At 43.3% G+C, this 19,816-nt stretch carries 17 protein-coding genes; 11 read left to right on the top strand and 6 right to left on the bottom strand.

Translation table 11 applies throughout. The features are described from left to right. Window positions 1–11: 11 nt before the first annotated feature. The gene (locus FK220_RS07605; protein ID WP_152573721.1) at window positions 12–1,052 is read right to left on the bottom strand and encodes a PLP-dependent cysteine synthase family protein; all 1,041 of its coding nucleotides are present in this window, start codon (window positions 1,050–1,052) and stop codon (window positions 12–14) included. A 66-nt stretch (window positions 1,053–1,118) separates the two neighbouring features. Next, complete coding sequence (locus FK220_RS07610) at window positions 1,119–3,257, bottom strand: S9 family peptidase (RefSeq protein ID WP_152573722.1); 2,139 nt, start codon at window positions 3,255–3,257, stop codon at window positions 1,119–1,121. Window positions 3,258–3,317: 60 nt separating this feature from the next. On the opposite strand from FK220_RS07610, the gene FK220_RS07615 reads away from it, so the two are divergent. Together FK220_RS07615 and FK220_RS07620 are read left to right on the top strand one after the other, a co-directional pair. Further along, window positions 3,318–3,644, top strand: a complete 327-nt coding sequence (locus FK220_RS07615) for a YbaB/EbfC family nucleoid-associated protein (RefSeq protein WP_152573723.1) — start codon at window positions 3,318–3,320, stop codon at window positions 3,642–3,644. A gap of 332 nt (window positions 3,645–3,976) precedes the next feature. Then, window positions 3,977–4,303, top strand: coding sequence for a YegP family protein (locus tag FK220_RS07620; protein ID WP_152573724.1), 327 nt, complete (start codon window positions 3,977–3,979; stop codon window positions 4,301–4,303). A 144-nt stretch (window positions 4,304–4,447) separates the two neighbouring features. Here FK220_RS07620 and FK220_RS07625 read toward each other — a convergent pair whose 3' ends face one another. After that, window positions 4,448–5,470: a threonine aldolase family protein gene (locus tag FK220_RS07625; RefSeq protein WP_152573725.1), complete on the bottom strand. Its 1,023-nt coding sequence runs from the start codon at window positions 5,468–5,470 to the stop codon at window positions 4,448–4,450. Window positions 5,471–5,593: 123 nt separating this feature from the next. Then, window positions 5,594–7,993 carry a zinc-dependent metalloprotease gene (locus FK220_RS07630; RefSeq protein WP_238718948.1) on the bottom strand — a complete coding sequence of 800 codons (2,400 nt, stop codon included), beginning with the start codon at window positions 7,991–7,993 and terminating at the stop codon, window positions 5,594–5,596. A 257-nt stretch (window positions 7,994–8,250) separates the two neighbouring features. Here FK220_RS07630 and FK220_RS07635 point away from each other — a divergent pair, with 257 nt between their 5' ends. The 7 genes from FK220_RS07635 (at window position 8,251) to FK220_RS07665 (ending at window position 16,307) form a co-directional block, all read left to right on the top strand. Beyond that, entirely contained in the window at window positions 8,251–9,714 is a 1,464-nt protein-coding gene (locus FK220_RS07635) for a circularly permuted type 2 ATP-grasp protein (protein ID WP_152574285.1), read from the top strand. Window positions 9,715–9,789: 75 nt separating this feature from the next. Continuing rightward, a complete protein-coding gene (locus tag FK220_RS07640; RefSeq protein WP_152573727.1) occupies window positions 9,790–10,737 on the top strand; it encodes an alpha-E domain-containing protein in 948 nt (315 codons plus the stop codon). Between the two features lie 42 nt (window positions 10,738–10,779). Beyond that, a complete protein-coding gene (locus tag FK220_RS07645) occupies window positions 10,780–11,634 on the top strand; it encodes a transglutaminase-like domain-containing protein (RefSeq protein WP_152573728.1) in 855 nt (284 codons plus the stop codon). 60 nt (window positions 11,635–11,694) lie between these two features. After that, window positions 11,695–12,796 (top strand): peptide chain release factor 2 gene (gene prfB / locus FK220_RS07650; protein WP_238718949.1). Its coding sequence is split into 2 segments (ribosomal slippage): window positions 11,695–11,760 and window positions 11,762–12,796, totalling 1,101 coding nucleotides; the frame shifts between segments, so codons are not numbered across the junction. Window positions 12,797–12,850: 54 nt separating this feature from the next. Then, the gene (arsC, locus tag FK220_RS07655; protein ID WP_152573730.1) at window positions 12,851–13,201 is read left to right on the top strand and encodes an arsenate reductase (glutaredoxin); all 351 of its coding nucleotides are present in this window, start codon (window positions 12,851–12,853) and stop codon (window positions 13,199–13,201) included. Window positions 13,202–13,369: 168 nt separating this feature from the next. Then, window positions 13,370–13,867 carry a hypothetical protein gene (locus FK220_RS07660; RefSeq protein ID WP_166204828.1) on the top strand — a complete coding sequence of 166 codons (498 nt, stop codon included), beginning with the start codon at window positions 13,370–13,372 and terminating at the stop codon, window positions 13,865–13,867. A gap of 1 nt (window position 13,868) precedes the next feature. Continuing rightward, complete coding sequence (locus tag FK220_RS07665; protein ID WP_152573731.1) at window positions 13,869–16,307, top strand: outer membrane beta-barrel family protein; 2,439 nt, start codon at window positions 13,869–13,871, stop codon at window positions 16,305–16,307. A gap of 51 nt (window positions 16,308–16,358) precedes the next feature. On the opposite strand, the gene FK220_RS07670 is transcribed toward FK220_RS07665, so the two are convergent. Beyond that, window positions 16,359–16,532 carry a hypothetical protein gene (locus FK220_RS07670; RefSeq protein WP_166204831.1) on the bottom strand — a complete coding sequence of 58 codons (174 nt, stop codon included), beginning with the start codon at window positions 16,530–16,532 and terminating at the stop codon, window positions 16,359–16,361. A gap of 154 nt (window positions 16,533–16,686) precedes the next feature. Here FK220_RS07670 and fumC point away from each other — a divergent pair, with 154 nt between their 5' ends. Continuing rightward, window positions 16,687–18,084 (top strand): class II fumarate hydratase, encoded by a 1,398-nt coding sequence (gene fumC / locus FK220_RS07675; RefSeq protein ID WP_152573732.1) that lies wholly within the window; start codon window positions 16,687–16,689, stop codon window positions 18,082–18,084. Between the two features lie 201 nt (window positions 18,085–18,285). Here the strand turns inward: fumC and FK220_RS07680 are convergent, their stop codons facing one another. Next, window positions 18,286–19,173: a hypothetical protein gene (locus tag FK220_RS07680; protein ID WP_152573733.1), complete on the bottom strand. Its 888-nt coding sequence runs from the start codon at window positions 19,171–19,173 to the stop codon at window positions 18,286–18,288. A gap of 165 nt (window positions 19,174–19,338) precedes the next feature. On the opposite strand from FK220_RS07680, the gene FK220_RS07685 reads away from it, so the two are divergent. Further along, window positions 19,339–19,806 (top strand): GNAT family N-acetyltransferase, encoded by a 468-nt coding sequence (locus FK220_RS07685; RefSeq protein ID WP_152573734.1) that lies wholly within the window; start codon window positions 19,339–19,341, stop codon window positions 19,804–19,806. Window positions 19,807–19,816: the final 10 nt, after the last annotated feature.

The raw sequence follows: 19,816 nt of genomic DNA on the forward strand, positions 1-19,816 counted from the left end.
TTTCTTGTTGGTTATCGAACGACCTGGACTTTGGGGGTCTCTTCTACAGTGCTGTCATTTAAAAACCCTTGGGCTTCCATCCATTCATCACTGTATATTTTGCTCATATAGCGTGATCCGTGATCCGGAAAAATGGCCACTACATTACTTTTGTCGTCAAAAACACCTTGTTCGTGCAATTGTTTAACAGCCTGCATTACGGCACCACAGGTATATCCTGCAAATATGCCTTCCGTTTTGGATATTTCCCTAGCCCTATGGGCACTTTCCTCATCGGATACCTTAATAAACTCGTCGATGACCTCGAAATCCGTGGCGGAAGGGATTAAATTCTTTCCAAGACCCTCGATGCGATAGGGATAAATTTCATTGGAATCGAATTCCCCGGTCTCATGATATTTTTTCAAAACGCTTCCAAAGGCGTCTACTCCGATAATCTTGATTTCCGGATTCTGCTCCTTTAGATAGCGTGCCGTACCGGAAATAGTACCTCCGGTGCCACTACAGGCTACCAAATGGGTGATTTCCCCATTGGTCTGTTCCCATATCTCAGGGCCCGTAGATTTGTAGTGTGCATCGGTATTCAGCTCGTTAAAATATTGGTTGATGTAAATACTGCCCTTGGTCTCTTCATGAAGCCTTTTCGCAACTTGGTAGTATGACCTTGGGTCATCAGCGCTTACGTGGGCGGGGCACACATAGACCTTTGCACCCATAGCTCGCAGCATATCTATCTTATCCTGGCTCGATTTCGAGCTTACCGCCAAGATACATTCATACCCTTTGATGATACTCACCATGGCGATACTGAAACCCGTATTGCCGGAGGTGGTTTCGATTATCGTGTCTCCTTTGGAAAGGATTCCCTGGCGTTCGGCCTCCTCTATAATGTGGAGGGCAATGCGGTCTTTTGAGGAATGACCGGGATTTAAGGCTTCTACTTTGGCGTAAAACGTCCCTTTAAAACCGTTGACAATATTTTTCAGTCGAACTAGTGGCGTGTTACCGATCAGTGCTAAAATATTGTCGTGCGCCTTATTTTTATTCTGCATGTAGGTTGTTTTCGTTAATCTTGAAATTAACAAAATTGACAGGGCAAAATTACTATTTTTTTTGAATTAGTCGGTTTTTCCTTCCAAATCAAGTAGAAAGGCGTATTCCTTGGCCACTTCCTTGAGCGATTCGAAACGACCGGAGGCCCCACCATGACCCGCCTCCATATTAATATCAAACAGCAATAGGTTATCGTCGGTTTTAAGTTCCCGCAGTTTGGCTACCCATTTTGCAGGTTCGAAATACTGCACCTGGGAGTCATGCAAACCGGTGGTCACCAACATATTCGGATAGGCCTTGGCGGCCACATTGTCATAGGGCGAGTACGATTTCATATAATCGTAGTACTCCTTTTCGTTCGGATTGCCCCATTCATCATATTCTCCGGTTGTCAAAGGAATGGAATCGTCCAACATGGTCGTCACCACATCCACAAAAGGCACTTGGGCCACTATCCCATTGTACAATTCAGGCGCCATATTCACGACCGCGCCCATCAAAAGCCCACCCGCAGAACCACCCATGGCATATAGATGCTCCGGGCTGGTATATTCCTCGGAAATCAAAAACTTTGAGCAATCGACAAAATCGGTAAAGGTATTTTTCTTTTTTAACAATTTTCCGTCTTCGTACCACGGTCTGCCGAGATACTGCCCTCCGCGAATATGGGCCAACGCGTATACAAATCCACGGTCTAGCAGGCTCAATCGTACGGATGAAAAATAAGGATCGATCGTAGCCCCATAGGAGCCATAGGCATATTGTAATATCGGGGTGTTTTTATCAAGGGGGGTGTCTTTATGGTATACTAGGGAGATGGGCACCTTTACCCCATCACGGGCCGTCGCCCAAACCCTTTTTTCACGGTAATTATCTTTATGAAACTTTCCGCCCAACACCTCCTGCTCTTTTTTCACCTCTTTCTCCATGGTCTTCATATTGAAATCAATAGTAGAACTCGGGGTTGTCATCGAATTATAGGCATATCGCAAAATTTCGGTGTCGAAATCGGGGTTGGTGCTTACATAAGCCGTGTAGGTTTCGCTTTCAAAGGGCAGGTAGTAACTATCGTTGTCGTCCCACCGAACTATTTTCAACTTATTCAGTCCGTTTTCGCGTTCCGAAAGGACATAAAATTCCTTAAAAATCGTTAGGTCCTCTAGTAAAACATCCTCTCTGTGGGGTATAAACTCCTCCCAGTTTTCAGCATTTGTGTTGTCCAAGTGCACTTTCATTAATTTGAAGTTGGTTGCACCGTCTTTGTTGGTCAATACATAAAAATGGTCATCGTAATGGGAAATCGAGTATTCGAGCCCTCTTTCCCTTGGCGAAAAAACCTGAAAAGTACCGTTTGGGTCGCTGGCCTTTAAAATCTGGAATTCGGAAGTCAATGTACTGTACGAACCAATAACGATGTATTTTTTTGATTTGGTCTTGTAGACATAGGTACCGAAGGTTTCATCCTCTTCATTAAATACCAATTCGTCGGCACTCTCCGGAGTACCAAGAACATGTTTGTAGATCTTATCGGCGCGGAGCGTTACCGGGTCTTTTTTGGTGTAAAAAAGTGTCTTGTTATCGTCTGCCCAGACAGCGCCGCCAGTGGTGTTGTCGATTTTATCGTCGTATACTTCCCCCGTTGACAAATTTTTGATTTGGAGTGTGTACTGTCTTCTAGAAACGGTATCGACCCCAAAAGCAGCCAATTCGTTGTTAGGGCTTATCGAGAGTCCCCCGAGGTTAAAGAATTCATGACCCACGGACATTTCATTTCCGTTGAACATGATTTCTTCTTCCGCATCCAACGTTTCTTTTTTTCGGGAGTATATAGGGTATTGTTGACCTGTTTCAAAGCGGGTAATGTACCAATAGCCGTTATTCTTGTAGGGTACCGAAGTATCGTCCTCCTTGATTCTGGACTTCATTTCCTCGAACAGGGCGGTCTGGAAATCATTTGTATGTTCGGTCATCTTTTGATAGTAGGCATTTTCTGCCTCCAGATGGGAGATAACTTCGGGATTTTCGCGATCGTTCATCCAATAATAGTCATCCGTCCGGACATCACCGTGTTTTTCCAATTCTTTCGGTTGCTTTTTGGCAACAGGTGCTGGAATCTGGGTCATTTCGTTTTCATGGTTTTTACAGGAAGCCGCAAAAGTAAGGCATCCTAAAATAACGGCTACAATTTTTTGGCTACGGTTCATAGAAAGGAATTTATGCGCAATTTACTAATTTAGCTACCGTAATAATTAAAAATAACGAGTATGTTCGGAGATATGATGGGCATGATGGGAAAGCTTAAAGAAACGCAGGCCAAAGTGGAAGCTACCAAAAAACGATTGGAAACGGTGACTCTAAATGAAAAGTCGTCTGATGGATTGGTGGAGGTTACTATTACAGCCAGTAGGGTACTAAAGGAAATCAAGATCGACGACAGCCTCCTTGCCGACAAGGAACAGTTGGAAGATTATCTTATTCTTACTATTAACAAGGCCATCGATGCGGCTACTAGGGTTAATGAGGCCGAGCTTGCGGGAGTCGCCAAGGAAGGGATGCCGAACATACCGGGAATGGATTCATTTTTTAAATAACTAGTTTACCAATACCCCGTTCGACCCTATTCAGGATATATGGCTTGAAGCCAAATAAAAAGGGCCTTCCGATGGAAGGCCCTTTTTTTGGTTGGTTAGTTACTCTTAAATCTCAAGGGATAAACACGTATCGTATCATTCCCGCAGATAGGCGAATATAAGAAACTCCTTTAAATTAACATATTTTTAAGAACAAAAAATGAGTATTTCAAAAGGGAAGTAGAAAAAAAAGACCGGTATCCCATTCGATACCCCTTTCTACAAAACCTTAACATCAATTAGTTGATTAAAAAGTAGAAAGTGGATAGCTTTATGAAAAGTACTAAAACGCTATGATAGAAATAATAAAAGAAACGGACCGTAGTTATCGGTTTCAACTAAAAAATACGCACGGTGCTACGATTCTTAGTAGTGTTCCTTTTTCCAATAAAAAGGAAATAAAAAAAACCGTTTCGGAACTGACCCCGTTAGTTCATAAACCAGCCGTATTCGAACGAAAAACGAATTATAAGGGCAAATTTCTTTTCAATCTAAAAAACGGGAATGGAAAAATTATCGGCAACAGTCCATTATTCGACTCGGAGGCCGGGATGGAAAATGGTATAAAATATGTTAAAAAGCGTATTGTCGACTTGGATATAGGTTCGAAGACAAAATAAATCATGAATACCCCACTAGGCCGAAAATTACTTTTTTGATAAGGGCATTGTTAGCTGAAAACCGAAGTTTTTGAGGATTTCTCCCTTTTTGGGATCGGAAAAAAAGTGATTTCCCACCACCGACATATACTTGGCATTACATAATCACAGACTGGTCAAAATCGATAAAAAAGCATCGTGATGTGCATCGGTATAATCCAAATGGGTAACGATCCGCAATTTTCCTTGTCCCATTCCGATGAGGTGTACATTTCGTTCTTTTAACTTTTGAATAAAGTCATCTGCCTGCATTTTTTCTTCGTCGACTTCAAAAATTATAATATTGGTCTCTATGGGTTCAACTTTTTTGATAAAGGAGATCGTTTGCAATACCTCCCCGATTTCCGCTGCTTTTAGATGGTCCTCTTCCAATCGTTCCAAGTGGTTGTCAAGCGCGTAGCTACCAGCTGCCGCCAGATACCCAGCCTGTCGCATGCCACCCCCAAGCACTTTACGTACTCGTAGTGCCCTGTCTAATAAGTCTTTCCCCCCTACCAAAATTGAACCCACGGGACAGCCCAACCCCTTACTTAGGCAAACACTGATCGTGTCGAAAAGGGCACCGTACTGTTTCGCATCCTCTCCCTTTCTTACCAGGGCGTTCCACAAACGAGCTCCATCCAAATGATAGGCAAGTCTATGTTTTTCACAAACCGCTTTGATACGCCTTAATTCCTCAAAATTCCAGCAGGCTCCTCCACCCTTATTAGTGGTGTTCTCTATACAGACCAGGGACGTTAATGGGCTGTGATAGAAATCCGGTGGATTAATGGCAGCTTCTACCTGTTCCGCAGTCATCATACCTCGATGGCCGTCGACCAACTTACACGAAACGCCACTATTAAAACTTACCCCTCCCCCTTCATAATTATAGACGTGGGCATATTTGTCACATATGAGCTGATCACCTGGTTGCGTATGCACTTTTATCGCCGTTTGATTGGTCATGGTTCCCGACGGAAAAAACAAGGCCGCTTCCATTCCGAATATGTTGGCCACTTTCGTTTCAAGTGCATTGATAGAGGGATCTGCCTTAAAGACATCGTCCCCTACTTCGGCCGTCATCATAGCATCGAGCATGCCCGGTGTTGGTTGGGTGACCGTATCGCTTATTAGGTTAATTTGCATTAGAAAATTTATTAATTACCAAGATTTGCTTTGGTAGTGGCGCCCCTTTTGAAATGGTATGTATCACTTTCAAAATCGTTGTTTAGGGAATAACAACAACATCATCATCATCAAATCACAGCTTTAGTGAAAACAATCCATTCCGATAGGGGAACCATCCGGAATTTTAGGGGTCGCTATCACTTTGAACTGCTCTGGGTGCTCATAAAAATTATCGATTCTTCTAGCCATTTCCTTATTATACGGGTCATCGGGCCTACCAAGCATCTCAGTTCTTAGTTGTCGTATCCGACTATTGGAGATGGCATTCACCTGCGGATGAACATCGGTTCGGGAGGCCAAGTTCATCAAATGAAAAAGTACCCGGAAATTAATGTTTCGTTGAACTTCATTGAGGTATGGGTCTTTAACCGACTTTTGTATGGTGTTTTGAATCACTTCCCCCAGTACCTCCTCCAAACCTAGGTTCTTTGGATACAAGGCTTTCTGCTGTATTAGGCGCGAGGCTCTTTCAGGATGGAGCAAAAGGCCCAAGGTCATATCTGCTGCCGTTTCCGGAGCGGAAAGCGCATCGAACGACACTCCGGTCTTTCCTTCGATCGATTCCCTGGTTCTCCCATAACCAAAGGCCCGGGGCGGAAACAAGGGAAGCTTATCCTTTGGGATTGCTATCTCTGAGGCATCCAATGTTTTCAGAATACTCCGTAAGGCCTGTATCTGGGTACTTTTGTCGACCGTTTCAAGCACTGTCTGCCCATCGCCTTTGGTGGCATAATTATATTCCAACCCACCTACTACCTTTGCCACAGCTTCGGTCTGGTACCGATGAAAGAAATAAAGGGGTACGAACACATCCTCCAGTACCGTATTGGGCTCCCCTTTTCGAATGTTGTCGATCGTAAAGTTGTCAATGGCAGTCGCCCTGATTTCTAACATAGCTTCCAACTCCTCGCTTACATTTTTGCCATTATCCCATAGATGGGCCAATGCATGGGCACTTCCCTGTGGGCGGGCATCCTGATCTGTGATAAAGCGCAGTCCATTCTTTTGGGCGTTCGTCAAAATATCGTTCAAGCCTTCCTTTTCCCTAACTCCCTGCGGAAAGTCTGCATACGAATAGGCCACCGATACTTTGTCCCATTCCCCTATTCCAGTGGCATAGGCGTTGGAAAAGTCGATTTTCCCTTTTTTTACCGAAAACTGGGGGTGCGGATAATCCATTACCGAAGCACGTTCGTTGGTGCTAGCGGCATAGTTATGGGCAAACCCCAACGTATGTCCGATTTCGTGGGCCGATAACTGCCGTATGCGAGCCAAGGCCATCTCTAGCATGGGCTGATAATTATCGTCCCGTTCGGCAAAAGGTTTGTTCATCAAGGCCTGTGCGATCAAGAAGTCCTGCCGGATGCGAAGACTCCCCAGGCTCACATGACCTTTCATAATTTCCCCGGTTCTAGGGTCTGTAATGCTACTGCCATAACTCCATCCCCGGGTGGATCGGTGTACCCATTGGATCACATTGTATCGCACGTCGAGGGGATCTGCGTCGTCGGGCAACATTTTAAGTTGAAAGGCGTCTTTATACCCTATGGCCTCAAAGGCTTGGTTCCACCATTTTCCACCATCCAACAAGGCTGAACGAACCGGTTCCGGGGTGCCGTTATCCAAATAGTAAATGATGGGTTCCACCGCCTCGCTTACCGCGGCATTCGGGTCTTTTTTTTGCAAACGGTGACGTGTTATAAAGCGTTTTAAAATGGGTGCTTCCACAGGGGTAGAATAGTCATAATAGGTGAAGGGATAGGCGCCACTTCTCGGGTCGAACTCCCTCATTTGAAAATCCCCATCGGGCAGTTCGATAAATGAATGATGCTGCGCCACGGTTACCAGTGCTGGATTCGGGACTACCGACCGAATATAGCTTCCTTTCGGCTCCCCCGAAAAGGTGAGGGTTACATCGAACTCAATATTTTTAGGAAATGCCTTTGTACGATCCATCGCCATGGCACTTTTATCCTTATCCAATTTATAAGTGCCCTGCTCGGACCGTTTCAATCGTTGTGCCACACCATGGGCATCTTTCATTAAAAAGTCCGTAATATCGATTATGTAAGAGCCGTTTTGTTCTTCCTCGATTTTGAAACCTCCCAAAATCGATTTGGCAAAGGCTTGCTGCACCGATTTCCGCTCCAATGCATTGTTCGTCAATGCCCTAAACTTAAGGTTGGGCTGTGTCAACAACAACTTATTTCCAGCTTTGGCGAAATACACAACCTGCTCGTTTCCGAGCTGCCCCCTATCCAACCCTATATCATTGCTTCCAATACCGCTACTTAGTGAATACACGTATAAAAATTCCTTTTCCAGATCGTCGACCTCCAAATAAACCTTATCGGTCTTTGCGTCGTAGAAGAAATCGAACAAACCTTCAAATTTTTGAAAATTTTGTTTGTTTTTTGAAAATTGGGCATTCACGCTATGAAGAGACAATAAAACAGCCAAGACTAGTAGTTTCTTTTCCATGTACATTTAATTTGGCCCTAATTTATAGAAAATAAGCTGAAATATAACTACTTGTTAGCCTGCTCAAATACTCCCCCGGAATTACAGGCAGGAATGTTTGTTAAGTTTTAAGGAGAACCTCTTTTTGAAATACAAAAAGGGATATTTCAAATATGCTGACTAAATTTTACTTAAAAACGAAAAAGTTCCCAAATAAATGCAAAATCTTCATTTCAGAAGCGCCGAAAAACCGTTATCTTTTGGGAAAGAATCATTTTATGACCAATCTGGAAAATCAAATCTTCTCCTCATATCAACGCAATCCTGAACTTTACGACGAAATATATGATCAAAAAGGCGATATAAAGGAGGTTTATCAAAAATTATTCGAACTATATGGAGAACATTCGATAGAGGATTATGTAAACTTAAACGCAAAGGCAAAATCTTCCTTTTTTAACCAAGGCATCACCTTTCAGGTATACGGGGACAACGATTCAAAGGAAAAAATCTTCCCGTTCGATCTTTTTCCCAGAATTATCGCTCCAGAAGAATGGGACATCATAGAAAGGGGAGCGATACAGCGTAGCAAAGCCTTAAACCTATTTCTCTGGGATGTATACCACGAAAAAAAAATAATTCGGCAAGGCGTTGTCCCAATGGACTTAATCGGTTCATCGGTCAACTATCTCGATAAGATGAACGGTGTTGATCCTACCGGGGGTATCTACAACCACATTTCAGGGACCGACGTCATTAAACACAACGATGGCAAGTATTATGTTCTGGAGGATAATATTCGCTGTCCCTCGGGGGTAAGCTATGTCATCTGTAACCGAACAGCACTCAAGCGTGCGTTGTTCGGGGTGTTCAACCACTATCAGACCCATACGGTCACTAATTATGCCGAAAATCTATTGGAGCTTCTTGAGTCGGTCAAACCAAAAGGGGTCGACGTACCAACATGTGTGGTTATCACCCCCGGCATGTACAATTCGGCATTTTATGAACATTCCTATCTGGCCAAAACCATGGGTGTGGAATTGGTCGAAGGTCGGGATTTGTTCGTTGAAAATGATTTTGTGTACATGAAGACCATCCGCGGTCCTGAAAAGGTGGATGTGATTTATCGCCGTATCGACGATTTATTTATCGACCCCCTGGAATTTAGGCCCGATTCCACATTGGGAGTGCCCGGTTTGTTTGCGGCCTACAAAAAGGGAAACGTCACTTTAGCAAATGCCCCGGGAACAGGAGTGGCCGATGATAAGGCAGTTTACACCTATATGCCCGAGATCATCAAATATTATCTCGACGAAGAGCCCATCTTAAATAATGTCTATACCTATCATTGCAGCCGACCGGATGAACTGAAATATGTATTGGAGCATATCCCGGAACTCGTCATAAAGCCAGTCGATGAAGCCGGCGGTTATGGAATTTCAATCGGTAATCGACTGACCAAGCAAGAAGTAGAGCGCGTAAAAATAGAAGTGGAAGCGAATCCCAGAAAATATGTTGCCCAGCCTATCATGTCTCTTTCAGTACATCCTACATATATTGATGAAAGCGAATCGTTCGAACAGCGCCACGTAGATCTCCGAACTTTTACAGTAATGGGCAAGGACAAGGAATTTGTGCTAAAGGGAGGCTTGACCAGGGTGGCTTTGCAGAAAGGGAACCTGATTGTAAATTCCTCGCAAGGAGGCGGCTCAAAGGACACCTGGGTGCTTAAAAAATAAAACCAGCGGGCGCTTGAAGATTCAAAAAGCAGTTCGCCTATTACAATCACCGAACATAACCAATACCACAATAATATGCTTGCACGAGTAGCCAACAATCTATTTTGGATGGGTCGTTATATCGAACGATCCGAACACATCGCCCGGTATCTGAGCGTTAACTATTTTTCTTCCCTGGATGCGCCGAATGAAATTTCACAGTCCCGACAGTTCGTGCTGCAGTCGATGCTTTTTATGGTCGGTTCACCGGTAGACGATAAAACGCATAAACTGCAAGAGGAAACTATTTTGTACAAAATAGGTCTTGACCCCGCTTATGATTTTTCGATCATTAACAATGTAAAGCACGCGAGGGAAAACGCCAACAGTGCAAGGGACTTAATATCAACCGAACTTTACGAAGCGATTAACAAATTTTACCATTTCACCCTTAATTATCCAAAAGAGGTGTTCGTGAAAAACGGGCTTTACGATTTTACCACCAATGTAACGGAAATGACCGCGGTTCTTAGGGGAAAAATAAGGGGTACCTTACTGCACGACGCTGTATATGCTATCATCATGTTAGGAATGAATATCGAACGGGCCACTCAGATTATACGTATCATAAATGCCAAATACCATGATGCTTTAAAGGCCCAGGGCAGTTATGGGGATAAATTTAGTAAGAGCTTTGAATGGACGACTTTGCTTAAATGCGCAGAATCGTATGATATGATGCGGAGACTTTATAAGAAAACCCCGACCAGTATCAGTACCTTGGAGTTTTTAATCTTGAATCCCAACTGTCCACGTTCCATTATGAACTGCCTTAATCAGGTCTATAACCACATAAAAATATTGCATCCGAGCAACAGATATGATAATCAGTCCACTGCCTTTCTAATCGGCAAGGTCAGGGCTGAGTACGAATATAAATTGGTCGAGGAGATTGAAGGAAACATCCAAATCTTCATAGAGGATATCCTACATAATCTGACCCAAATAAGCTTGAAGATCGAAAAAGAGTTTTTTAGTTTCTAAGATCTCCCACATAGCGTATCTTCGTTGGTATTCAAATGAAGTATGGCCCTCGAATACAGCATAAACTATGTGGCAAACAACCGCTACGAAAACCCGGTCAAAGAGGCTCACTGGCAATTTACGATTATTCCCGAAGCGAATAGCTCGCAGGAACAGATTACCGTTTCATTTCAAAATTCCTTGCATATCCCACACGATATTTCCATTAATGGATATGGCTTTCAAACGCTACGCGTAAGTGCAAGACAACCTTTATCGGAAGTGGTCTTCGAGGCGTCGTTTAAATTGATGAAAAAGGAAGTGAACCCTTTCGATTTTCAGCCTGAAGGAAATATCGAACAAACGTACAAAAAGATGGGGGGGCTTGATTTTAAAATAGATTTCGAGCCTTTCCTACGATGTACACGTTTAACCAATTTGCCCATGGAATACGGTGACATTTTTAGATTTGACTTTTCCAAAGCTGTTTTTGACAATCTAATCGACCTGAATAAATGGACGTACGAACATCTTTATTTTAAGACCAATGTCACCAACGTTGATACTACCTTGAAGGAGATTATCGAAAAACGGCATGGTGTCTGTCAGGATTTCACACATTTGTTCTGCACGCTGGCAAGGGCAAATGGCGTGCCGGCAAGGTATGTCTCCGGGTACCTGCACCAAGGCAACGGCTATTTCGGCGATTCGCAAATGCATGCATGGGCAGAAACGTATATTCCCAATATCGGATGGGTAGGTTTCGACCCGACCAACAACCTACTGGCCAATACAAACCACATCAAGGTAGCCCATGGTAAGGATTACAACGACTGTTCTCCTTTGAAAGGGGTGGTCTACACCGTCGGGACCAATGAGACCAGCCATACTGTTAAAGTAAAAGGCGAACAACAGTAATATTCCTAATTTCCTTTTTAGATCGTCAAAGTATCTTAATTTTGGGCAAAATTTTATAGTATGACAATTACAACAGACCTCTACAAAGGTCTTATAGATCGCCTTGGTGCGTTAAGGAGGTATCTTTGACATCGATGCCAAGTTGATCGAAATAGAAAACGAACAAGAGAAAACCCTGGCGCCCGATTTCTGGGACAATCCACAGCAGGCACAAGAACAGATGCGGTTTATCCAATCCAAAAAAAAATGGGTCGATGACTACAACGCTGCCAAAACCTTGGTTGGAGATTTGGAGGTACTTCTGGAATTTCAGCAAGAGGGTGAAATTCCGGAATCCGAAGTGGAAAAGCAGTATGGGAATGCTTTGGACCTAATCGAAAAAATGGAGTTCAAGAACATGCTATCGGAAGAGGGGGATGAACTTACGGCCGTGCTCCAAATAACGGCAGGGGCCGGAGGCACCGAAAGTTGCGACTGGGCTTCCATGCTCATGCGTATGTATATGATGTGGGCAGAGAAAAACGGATACAAAGTAAAGGAGCTAAACTATCAGGAAGGCGATGTGGCTGGCATAAAAACGGTTACGCTCGAAATCGAAGGTGAGTATGCTTTCGGATGGCTCAAAGGTGAGAACGGGGTGCATCGCTTGGTTCGGATCTCCCCCTTCGACAGCAATGCCAAACGCCACACCTCCTTTGCTTCCATTTATGTGTACCCATTAGTGGACGACAGTATTGAAATCGAGGTGAATCCGGCAGATGTTGAAATTACAACAGCCAGGTCTAGTGGTGCCGGTGGCCAGAATGTAAATAAGGTAGAAACCAAGGTACAACTGTTGCACAAGCCCACCGGGATTCAAATCTCCTGTTCCGATTCCCGTTCCCAACATGATAACCGGGCGACGGCCTTAAAAATGTTGAAATCCCAGCTGTACGAAATTGAACTCAGGAAGAAGATGGAAGCGCGACAAGAAATCGAATCCTCAAAAATGAAGATTGAATGGGGCTCCCAAATACGAAATTATGTAATGCACCCCTATAAATTGGTCAAGGATGTGCGTACAGGGGAGGAAACGGGGAATGTTGATGCCGTAATGGATGGTGATATCGATCGTTTCCTGAAAGCCTATTTGATGATGATGGGACAAAAGGAAGATGAATGATTTGTTGGCAGTTGCACTAATTGGTAATGAGATTAAAAATTGAATTTATACGTCATGATAAAAATTTACCATAACCCCCGTTGCCGCAAATCAAGGGAGGGTCTTGAACTGCTTGAAAATTCTGGCAAAGAATTTGAAGTAATAAAATACTTGGAAACGATTCCGACCAAGGAAGAGCTTCGGCATGTAATTGATTGTTTGGGAATTACCCCGGAAAATTTGGTACGTAAGAACGAAGCTGTCTGGAAAGAAAATTATAAGGGTCGACTTTTGTCCGAGGATGCGGTTTTGGATGCCATGATCCAACATCCAAAATTAATTGAACGCCCTATCGTGGTCAATGGAAACAGAGCGGTGATCGGAAGACCGACAGAAAAAATCAATGAAATACTACGTTTTTCATAATCAGTACTTATAATTTTTTGGAGTGTATGCTTAGTAGTGGCTGTGCACTTACCAACATGGATAATCTATGAAGTGTTCGCTAAGTTTTGTTTAACCTTTTGATCAATTTAACAAACAATTAACCGTGCTTTTTATACCTATAGCGTAATTTCGACAACTTAACATATTATGAAAACCTTATTCCAATCGTATCATCATTATTTAATCGTTCTTTTTTTATTATTGTGTTCCTCTCAAGAAATAGCGGCCCAGTTTGGCTACGGTCAAGGCCAATATGGGTACGGGAGAAGAAATGGTAGTATCGTACCCCAGGCACAAACCGAGAAAGAGCCCCCAAAACCCAAAACCGCCGATGAAATCGTCGATGGGGAAATGCCCCGGATTACCGAGGTTTTGGAACTCAATGAATTTGAAACGGCGGTGTTGAGTGCCATTTTGAAAAAATATGTGCAAGAGCGAATTGAGATGCAAATATTGAAATTGAGCCCGGATAAGATGCGGGAAGGATACGACAAAATTACGGAACGCCAAGACGAAGAATTAAAGGCGAGCCTCCCCTTGGAGAAGTACGAAGCTTTCGTTGCACTACAAAAGAACGGGATACAAGGAACCAAGAGATTGAAAAAGAAGGAAAAAAGAAAGAAAAAGAAAAAATCCAAAGACTAATATGGTAAGACTGGCTCTTATTGCCCTGATTTTTTTTACGACATTTCATACAGTTGCACAAAGGCCCGCAGGGCAGAGACCAGTTCCCATTAAAATCACGGGCACCGTTTTGGACCAGGATACCGGAGGTCCTTTGGAATATGCCACTTTAGTTCTTCAAAGCATAAGAAATCCCGATAAAATTACGGGAGGCGTTACCGACATCAATGGAAAGTTTGAAGTTGAAACCCTACCGGGACGCTTCAACGTACGCGTAGAGTACATTGCTTACAAAACCTACGCAATTCCCGAGCAAACCTTTAGGGCAAATACCGATCTGGGAACCATTAGATTGGCCCTTGATGTGGAACAGCTGGAGGCCGTGGAGGTAATCGGGGAGAAAACCACGGTTGAACTTCGATTGGATAAAAAGATTTACAATGTTGGCAAGGACTTGACCGTTCGCGGCGGTACGGTCAGCGATGTCCTGGATAACGTTCCATCGGTTTCGGTCGATGTGGAGGGAAATGTGCAGTTACGGGGCAACGACGATGTACGGATATTGATCAATGGAAAGCCGTCGGCCATCACCGGACTCAATTCTACGGAAGCTCTTCGTCAGCTGCCGGCAGAATCAATCGAAAAAGTGGAGGTCATCACCTCCCCATCCGCACGTTATGACGCGGAGGGATCTGGAGGAATAATCAATATTATTCTTCGAAGAAGTAAGCTACTGGGGTTAAACGGTGCCCTGACCAGCAGTCTAGGTTATCCTTGGCAAGCCGGTATCAACGGAAACTTGAACTACCGGGTAGGAGATTTCAATATTTTTACCAATACGGGATACAACTATAGGGAGTCTCCGGGAAATTCGTTGAACGCTACTTCTTATTTTGACCCTAATGGCGATTTTACGAATTCCATACGGGAAGACCGTAATTTTGAACGGGTAAGAAAAGGGCTGAACGCCAACTTCGGGGTAGAATGGTATGTAGACGAATCATTGTCGATTACACAAAGTGTTTTTATTCGCTCGAGGGATAATACGAGTGAAACTACCAATGACTTTTCACAAATCGATATTTTCGGGGGCGAGACCTCGGGTTTTAGGCGCGATGACGAAGTAGAGGATGACGATACTTTTCAATATTCTTTCAATTTCAATAAAAAAATCAATGATTCCGGGCATGAATTCAGTCTTGAGTTCCAATATGAAACCAGCGAGGAGGTAGAGGCTTCCAATATTATACAAAATGATTTCGATAGTGAGCGGGTACGCACGGCCGAGGACCAAAGGAGGGTCTTTTTACAGAGTGATTATGTATTGCCTATCGGGGAAAACAGTCAGTTTGAGTTGGGCTATCGTGGTGATTTCAATCGTTTGAATACCGATTACGATGTGACCTTTATCCAGCCAACGATCCAGGAGCTCCGAATAACGAATCCCAGCAACGTACTGGATTTCAAGGAGACAATTAATGCATTCTATACCCAATTTGGAAGTAAGGTTGAAAAAATCTCTTACTTGCTGGGGCTTCGATACGAGACCACTCGATTGATTATCGACCAACAGGAAACCAACGATTTTAACAGGAATAACTTTGATGGTCTTTTCCCAACAGTGAATATTAATTTCGAAATATCCGATAAAGAAAGTTATTCGCTGGGATATAACCGAAGGATACGTAGGCCCAGATCACGTTTTTTGAATCCCTTCCCCTCTAGATCAAGCCCTGTCAATCTATTTCAAGGAAATCCGAACCTGACCCCGGCCTACTCCAACCAAGTCGATTTAGGGTATTTAAATAGGTTCGAAAAGGTGACTTTAAATGCATCCGTATATTTCCAGCGGGCGACCGATGTAATCACTTTCATAACGGAAAACACAGGGGAGACCACTGTTTTTGATGGACAAGACGTGCCTATCATTCGGCGTACCCCTGTTAATTTAGCAAAGAACGACCGCTATGGTTTTGAGTTTACGACCAACTACAGACCGACTAAAAAATGGAACCTGAATGGGAACTTCAATCTTTTCAACCTCATAACTAGGGGTACTTTCAACAACCAGAATTTTGATGCAGAGAACGTAAGTTGGTTTGTACGGCTAAATAACAAAATCACTTTGCCGAAAGGTATTGATTGGCAGACGCGGGTCAACTACAGGGGGCCAACAGAAAATGCCCAGACGCGCAACAAAGGAATTTTATCGATGGACCTCGCCTTTAGTAAAGACTTGTTCAAGGAGAAAGGCTCCTTGGCATTCAACATCAGTGATGTCTTCAACAGTAGAAGACGGATCAGCGAAACCTTCACCCCTGCATTCTTTAGTGACAGCGAATTTCAATGGAGGGTAAGGAGTTTCAATCTGGCCTTCACCTATCGGTTCAATCAAAAGAAACCGCAGCGGCAAGGTCGACAGCGAAACGGTGATGATGGGGATTTTGAATTTGACGGCTAAAAGAAAAAGCTAAAAGAAAGTAACAAAAAAGGAGCTGGCCAGCTCCTTTTCTTATTCATTATCCTCGGCCAGTCTGGCCTTTCGCTTTTCTTTATACATTTCCATGAGGTTACCAAACAACCAATACGGTATTACAAAAGTCAGCAAGAAAATCATCAACCAAAAACCAATGGTCAATATCGTCAAGAAAGCTAGAAATCCTAAGTATTGGTCGAATTCGAACATGATATCCTATTTTATCGGTACAAAGATAGTTTGAAAAGGTGGAATCCTACAAATCTAATTTCAAAAAAAGTTAGGAGTTCGTAATTTTCAACAGACCTCCATTAAAAATGATTCCCTAAACTGCTACCTTTGTATTCCTTTTAAACCATACATCATGAGCTTTAGAATAGAAAAAGATACCATGGGCACGGTTAAAGTGCCTTCTGATAAATATTGGGGTGCCCAAACCGAACGCTCCAGGAACAATTTTAAAATAGGCCCCGCAGCCTCGATGCCATTGGATATCGTGTACGGTTTTGCTTTTTTGAAGAAAGCTGCCGCTTATGCCAATTGCAAATTGGGCGTGCTTTCGGCAGAAAAAAGGGATTTGATCGCCCAGGTCTGCGACGAAATTTTGGAGGGGAAACTCGATGACCAATTTCCCTTGGTCATTTGGCAAACCGGTTCCGGGACCCAAAGCAACATGAATGTTAATGAAGTAATCGCCAATCGCGCCCATGAATTGGCCGGAAAGATGATTGGAGAGGGGGAAAAAACCATACAGCCCAATGATGATGTCAACAAATCACAATCATCCAATGACACCTTTCCCACTGGCATGCATATTGCCGCCTACAAGAAAATAGTAGAGAACACCATTCCCGGAATCACACAACTTCGCAATACACTTGACAAAAAATCAAAAGACTTTGGGAACGTTGTCAAAATTGGCCGTACCCATTTGATGGATGCCACGCCCCTTACCCTTGGTCAGGAGTTTTCCGGATACGTCTCCCAACTAGACCATGGACTCAAGGCGCTGAAGAATACCTTGGATCATCTAAGCGAACTGGCGCTCGGGGGTACAGCGGTAGGCACTGGTTTAAACACTCCCAAGGGATACGACGTGCTCGTTGCCCAATATATTGCCGAGTTCACTGGACTACCGTTTAAAACGGCAGAAAACAAATTTGAGGCACTTGCCGCACACGATGCCATTGTGGAGAGCCATGGGGCCCTAAAACAACTGGCCGTATCGCTCAATAAGATTGCCAACGACATACGTATGATGGCATCTGGACCACGATCGGGAATTGGGGAAATCATTATTCCCGCCAATGAACCCGGAAGTTCCATTATGCCGGGGAAAGTAAATCCGACCCAATGTGAGGCCCTCACAATGGTATGCGCACAAGTAATGGGCAACGATGTAGCGGTTTCAATCGGAGGAACACAGGGGCATTATGAACTGAATGTGTTCAAGCCCGTGATGGCAGCTAACATATTACAGTCAGCCCAGTTATTGGGTGACGCCTGTGTCAGTTTTGAGAGGAATTGCGCATCGGGAATCGAACCCAACCATGAAGTAATCAAACAATTGCTTAACAACTCGCTAATGTTGGTCACGGCATTGAATACCAAAATAGGATATTACAAAGCTGCGGAAATCGCCAATACCGCACATAAAAACGGGACCACTTTGAGGGAAGAGGCCATCAATCTGGGCTATGTGACCGCCGAGGAATACGATGCTTGGGTGAAACCGGAAGATATGGTAGGCTCGCTTAAATAAAAAATAGGATAGTTACATCTGAACGACGACCAAAACCAATTATGGATTTTGCACAAAACGTGCTAACCTCGGCCTTGCGCCGGGGTTTTTTTATTTTTCATCATCCGGTCTTGTATTGTAGATGAATCAGCAGGGTTAAATTCATAAAAAAAGGGGCGGTTTTTTCAAACCGTCCCCCCTTTATCTAATGGATAGTGTTTCTTACTTAAGTGTAAACTTTGAAGTTCCCAACAATTTCAGACCGTTGTCATATACGTTGACCATGTAATTTCCTTTTTGGAATTCGCTTGCAGGCTTATTGATGTAATCACATACATCCAAAGACTTGTTCTCATAGTAGAAGTTGGTTCCTTTACTATAGGTTACAGAGGCACCATCATCATTGGTTTTAGAGTAGCTTTCACCTAAAACGTTTCCTTGAGGGTCAAGAACCTCGATGTAAAACTCACGATCACCGGCTTGTGCAATCACATTGTTGGCTACGGTAAAGCAAATTTTGAATTTGTCGGTTCTACTTGCTCGTGAAGTAGAGACCAATTTTCCACTATTTCTTTCCTTAACGGCATCAACCGTAAACGCAGTGATGTTCAAAGCAGAACCTTTTTCCACTACATCGGCCAATTGAGTGTTCTGAACCACCAATGAATCATTGAAAACTGTTTGCTTTTCCAACTCGGTATAGGTGCTGTCCCTTTGCATGGCAATCAAGGTATTCGATTGCTTCAGTGAGTCAACTTGCTTCAGCAACTGCTCTCTTTCTTTCTTAAGAACGCTTACTTGCCTTCTATACCTAGAAAGTGCTGAAATATCGGCTTTCATGGTCTTAACCGAATCAATATACTTCGCAATATTGTCCCTTGCGGTTACCAATTCCTCATTGGTAACGTTACTTTCCAAAATCGCTTTGTCGTACTCCGATTTCAAACTATTCAAGTCTTCGACTACCAGTTGCTTCTCCTGTGTTAGGGCAGCGGTGGTCTTCTTTTTGTCCTGGTAAAGGCTAACCGTATAAATGATAGTACCCAATAGTACTACACCTAGCAAGCCCGCCAAAACTTTTAGTCCATTGTTATTTTTTGTTTCAGTCATAACGTAAAAATTAATTACTTTTTAAAAGAATGTGTTTGTTTGTATCCCTCTATATACGGTCAGGTTTTCCATTTAGATTTTTTGGATTAAAAAATTTAAATCAACTGCCCTTTAATAGGTTCGGTTATCCTAACTTTATAAACAGGTTTATAATTTAGGAAAATCATGTCGTTGACCATCATCCCCTATGAGCCAAAATACGCCCAAAGCTTTAAAGACCTGAACATCGCATGGCTGAAGAAATATTTTTATGTGGAGGCGAAGGATACGATTTTATTGGAAAAATGCGAAGAATCGATTATCGATCAGGGCGGATTCATATTTTTTGCCCGCTACAAGGGGCAAATTGTCGGTTGTTTTTCATTGATCAGAATCAACGATACCACTTACGAATTAGGGAAAATGGCTGTAGAACCCACATTTCAAGGAATGAAAATAGGACAGCGACTATTGCAGTTCGCCCTAGACCTCGCAAAGGAAAAAGGCTGGAAGAAATTAGTATTGTATTCCAGCACCAAATTGCCTACGGCACTTCACCTATATAAAAAGTATGGCTTTAAGGAGGTTGTATTGGAAAACGACCTACCCTATGCCAGAAGCGATATTAAAATGGAATTGGAATTGAACAATTAGTGCGTTGTAG

Source organism: Pelagihabitans pacificus, assembly GCF_009371985.2.
Classification (GTDB): Bacteria; Bacteroidota; Bacteroidia; order Flavobacteriales; family Flavobacteriaceae; genus Pelagihabitans; species Pelagihabitans pacificus.